Origin of the sequence: Planomonospora parontospora (assembly GCA_014647935.1) — a bacterium.
GTDB classification, from domain to species: Bacteria; Actinomycetota; Actinomycetes; order Streptosporangiales; family Streptosporangiaceae; genus Planomonospora; species Planomonospora parontospora.
Window position 1 is genome coordinate 1 of the sequence record BMQD01000067.1, and the last position, 4909, is coordinate 4909.

General features: G+C 74.4%; 2 protein-coding genes. Both read right to left on the reverse strand.

What is annotated here, in order from left to right:
• On the reverse strand, positions 1-1566 hold a 1566-nt coding region (locus tag IEZ07_RS35055; protein WP_191898737.1), incomplete at its 3' end, for a type I polyketide synthase.
• Positions 1567-1611: 45 nt separating this feature from the next.
• The gene (locus tag IEZ07_RS35060) at positions 1612-4896 is read right to left on the reverse strand and encodes a SpnB-like Rossmann fold domain-containing protein (RefSeq protein WP_191898738.1); all 3285 of its coding nucleotides are present in this window, start codon (positions 4894-4896) and stop codon (positions 1612-1614) included.
• Positions 4897-4909: the final 13 nt, after the last annotated feature.

Genomic DNA, 4909 nt, shown 5'->3' on the forward strand with positions numbered 1-4909 from the left:
GACATCGGCCAGGCCCGGCTCCGCACCGGCCGCCAGATGCTCCGCCAACCGCCCCGCCTGCGCTCGCAGCGCTTCGGCGCTGCGGGCCGACACCACCAGCGGCACCGCCGTAAGCGCCACGTGCGCGGGCGCGGACGCGGACGGCTCCCCGCTTCCCGAGACAGGCTCCACTCCGTCCGGAGAAGACTCCTCGGCCGAAAGATGCTCCTCGACCGCGGGAGGCTCCTCGATGATCACGTGCGCGTTCGTGCCGCTCAGCCCGAACGACGACACGCCCGCCCGGCGCGGATGACCGTTCCGCTTCCACTCCCGCGCCTCGGTCAGCAACTCCACCCGGCCCGCCGACCAGTCCACGTTCGGCGACGGCCCGTCCACGTGCAGCGTCTTCGGCAGCAGATCGTGCCGCATCGCCTGCACCATCTTGATCACACCGGCCACACCCGCCGCCGCCTGGGCGTGCCCGATGTTCGACTTGAACGAGCCCAGCCAGAGCGGCCGATCCTCCGGCCGATCCTGACCGTAAGTCGCCAGCAGCGCCTGCGCCTCGATCGGGTCCCCCAGCCGGGTCCCCGTACCGTGCGCCTCCACCGCGTCGACCTGGTCCCCGGACAGCCGGGCGTTGGCCAGGGCCTGCCGGATCACCCGCTGCTGCGACGGACCGTTCGGCGCGGTCAGCCCGTTGGAGGCCCCGTCGGAGTTGACCGCCGAACCCCGCACCACCGCCAGCACCGGATGCCCGTTGCGGCGCGCGTCCGACAACCGCTCCAGCAGGAGCATGCCCACGCCCTCACTCCAGCCGGTGCCGTCCGCCGCGGCGGCGAACGACTTGCACCGGCCGTCGGCGGCCAGGCCGCGGTCCTGGCTGAAACCGACGAACGAGACGGGCGTCGACATGACGGTCGCCCCACCGGCCAGCGCCAGCGAGCACTCCCCCGACCGCAGCGCCTGGCAGGCCCAGTGGAGGGCCACCAGCGACGACGAGCACGCCGTGTCCACGGTGATCGCCGGCCCCTCGAGGCCCAGCGTGTACGCGACCCGGCCGGAGGCCACACTCGCCAGGCTTCCCACGTCACCGCTCGCCGAGTAGTCGTGGTAGACGATCCCGGCGAAGACCCCGGTCGGGCTGCCCTTGAGGGACGTCGGATCGATCCCCGCCCGCTCCAGCAACTCCCACGACAGCTCCAGCATCAGCCGCTGCTGCGGGTCGGTCCCCTTGGCGTCCCTGGGGCTGATCTTGAAGAAGTCGGCGTCGAACTCCGCCGCGTCGTGCAGGAACCCGCCGTGTTTGGAATAGGTCTTGCCGGGGGTGGCGGGCTCGGGATCGAACAGGTCCTCCACGTCCCAGCCGCGGTCGCGGGGGAACTCCGAGACGCCGTCACCGCCCGAGGCGACGAGCTCCCACAGGTCCTCCGGAGAGGTGATCCCGCCGGGATAGCGGCAGCTCATCGCGACGATCGCGATCGGCTCGCTCTGCCTGGCCTCGACATCGCGCAGCCGCCGCCTGGTCTGCTGCAGCTCGGCGGTGGCGCGCTTGAGATATTCCCGCAGTTTCTCGTCGTTCCCCATCGCAACCTCGCATTTCGAACCGTTCACGCTCCGGGCACGTACGCGTCAAGCGATCCCGAGTTCGTCGTCCAGGACCTTGAAGAGCTCGTCGTCGGTCACCGTCCCGTAGTCCTGGCCGGCCGGCTCCTGCGCGGGTCCGGCCTGCGCGTCGTACCAGCCGCGCAGCAGCGCCTCGAGCCGGGCGGTGATCCTGTCGTGGCTCCCCCCGTCCCGGGGGACCGCGGCCAGCGCCTTCTCCAGCCGCCCGACCTCGTCGAGCACCGGTCGCACCGGGTCGGCGGCGGCCGGGGCGAGTTCCGCCGCGATGAACTCCGCCGTCGTCCGGGACGTCGGGAAGTCGAAGACCAGGGTCGCCGGCAGCACCGCCCCGGTGACCGTGCCGAGCCGCTTGCGCAGCTCCACCGCGGCCAGCGAGTCGAAGCCGAGCTCCTGGTACGCCCGGTCGGGTCCGACCTCGTCGGCGGATGCATGGCCCAGAACCGCGGCCGCGTGCGTCCTGACCACGTCGAGCAGCAGGCGCAGGCGCTCCGCCTCCGGCAGTCCGGCCAGGCGCTCGCGCAGTTCCCGCCCGCCTCCGGAGGACCGCCGCGCGGGCACCCGCGCCACGTCGCGCAGTACGGCGGGCAGATCCTCCCCGATCGCGCGCAGAGCGTGCCGGTCGAACCGGGCCCCCAGGACGGCCGCCTCACCGGCGCCGAGCGCCGCGTCGAACAGGTCCAGACCCCCGGCCTCGGAGATCGCGGGCATTCCCAGCCTCTCCATGCGGCGCAGGCGGGCGCCGTCCGGATCGGCGGTCGCGGTCCAGGGGCCCAGGGCCAGCGAGGTGCCGGGCAGCCCCTGGGAACGGCGGTGTCCGGCCAGGGCGTCGAGGTAGACGCTCGCCGCGGCCTCGGTGGCCTGGCCCGTGCCGTACACGACCCCCGCGGAGGAGGACACGAGCACGAACGCGGAGAGTTCCGACCCGCCGGTCATCCGGTGCAGGTGCCAGGCCGGATCGGCCCCGCGCCGCAGCGTCTCCGCCAGCCGTTCCCCGGTCAGCGCGCCGAGCAGCCCGTTGTCCCCGGCACCGGCGACGTGCACGACGGCGGTGAGCGGTCGTTCCGGCGGGATGTCCGCCAGGAGCGCGTTCAGGATGTCCGGGTCCGCGGAGGCCGTGGTGACCTCCGCCCCGAGAGCGGCCAGCTCGTCGAGGACGTCCGCGCGGGGTTCCTCCGCACCTGCCAGCAGCAGGTGCCGGACTCCGTGCCGGGCCGCCAGATGGCGGGCCAGCAGCGCGCCGGCGCCCTCGGTGCCTCCGGTCACCAGGACGGTGCCGCCGGTCAGATCGGGGACCGACCCGGCAGCGCCGGTCCCACCGGTCCCGACCAGTCTGGGCACCAGGACCGTGCCGCCGCGGACCGCCACCTCGTCCTCGTCAGCCGCCAGCGCGGCGGCCAGCACCCGGCGCGACTCCGCGGACCCGTCGAGGTCGACCAGCGCGAACCGCCCGGGGTGCTCCGCGGCGGCCGCCCTCACCAGGCCGGCCACCGGCGCCTGTGCCAGGTCGGCGGGGATCCCGCCGGCCGCGACGGCACCGCTGGTCAGCACCACGAGTTTCGCGGACGCCAGCCGTTCCTGCTCCGGCCACGAACGGACCAGCTCCAGTACCTCCGCCACCGGCGCGTCCGCCTGGGACGGGATCTCCGGGTTCCGTGCGGGGCACGGGAACAGCACGACTCCGGGTACGGGGGCCCCCGCGCGGATCGCGTCGTTCAACGCCTCCAGGCCGGAGTGGACCGGCCAGCCGTACTCCTCGGCGTCGCCGGAGCCCAGGACCGCCACCGCCGCGTCGGAGGAGGCGGCCGGGGGCGCCTGCACCCAGTCCAGGCGGTACAGCGCCTCCGGGCGCGCTCCGCCCGTCACCGGGAGGAGGTCCCGGGAGATCTGCCGGAACCGCAGGGAACCCACCGTCAGCACCGGCCGGCCGGTGACGTCGGTCAGCGTCATGGTCACCCGCCCGTCGGCTCCGGGGACGACCCGCACCCGGGCCTCCACGATCCCCGGTGCGTGGACCGTCACCTCCTCCCACTCGGCCGGGATCGACACCCGTCCGAGGGAGCCCACCCGGTCGCCGTGGAGCAGGTACGCGTGCGTCGCCGCGTCGAGCAGGGCGGGATGGAGCAGGAAGCCCTCACCCGCGGCCTCCTCGGGAAGCGCCACCTCGGCGAAGATCTCGTCGCCCCGCCGCCACGCGGCCCGCAGTCCCTGGAACACCGCACCGTGGCCGTGGCCTCGCTCCAGCAGCTCCGCGTAGGCGCCGGACACGTCGAGCACGGTCGCGCCGGCGGGCGGCCACTCGACCGGTCCCGGCTCTTCCCGTACGGCGGTGCGAGCCAGGGTTCCGGTCGCGTGCCGGGTCCAGGACGCGTCGCCGGTCTCGGGCCGGGAGGAGATGTCCAGGCGTCTGGCACCGGGCGTCCCGGCCTCGTCGGGAGCGGGACCGCCCACGACCACCCGGAGCACGAGCGCACCCTGCTCGGGCAGCACGAGCGGCGTGTCGACGGTGAGATCGCGCAGAGTGGGGCAGTCCACCTGCTCACCCGCGTGAAGTGCGAGCTCGGTCAGCGCGGCGGCCGGCAGTACCGGGACATCCCACAGGTCGTGATCACCCAGCCAGGAGTCGCCGTCGGCGGTGAGCCTGCCGGTAAGGACCACGCCCTCGGCATCGGGCAGCGAGACGACGGCCCCCAGCAGTGGATGATCCGCCGCCGACAGACCCGCCGCGCTCACATCCCCCGCCCCCGCACGCGCCCGCAACCAGTACGGCTTGCGCTGGAAGGCGTAGGTGGGCAGCTCCACCCGGCGTGCGCCCGACCCGGAGAAGTACCGCGCCCAGTCCACACCCACGCCATGCGCGTACGCCCGACCCAGCCCGGACAGCAGCGCCTCGACCTCGCCCCGGCCCCGCCGCTGCAACCCCACCACCGCAGAACCCGCACCGCTCGCACCGCCCGCGGAACCCGCACCAGCCGCGGCAGCCGTACCGCTCGTATCGCCCGCGGAGCCCGCACCGTTCTCGCCGCCCGCAGGATCCGCGGCCAGGACCTGGGCCGCCAGCGCGGTCAGCACCGCGTCCGGACCCACCTCCACCCACCGCGACACACCCAGACCCCGCGCCGCGTCCACCGCATCGGCGAACCGCACCGACCGCCGCACATGCTCCACCCAGTACTCCGCCGACCCCCACCCCCCGGACACCGGCGCGCCCGTCACCGTGGAAACCGCCACCACCGACGCCTCCGGCTGCCGGTAGGTCACCGACTCGGCCACCCGCCGAAACCCCTCCAGCACCGGCTCCATCAAC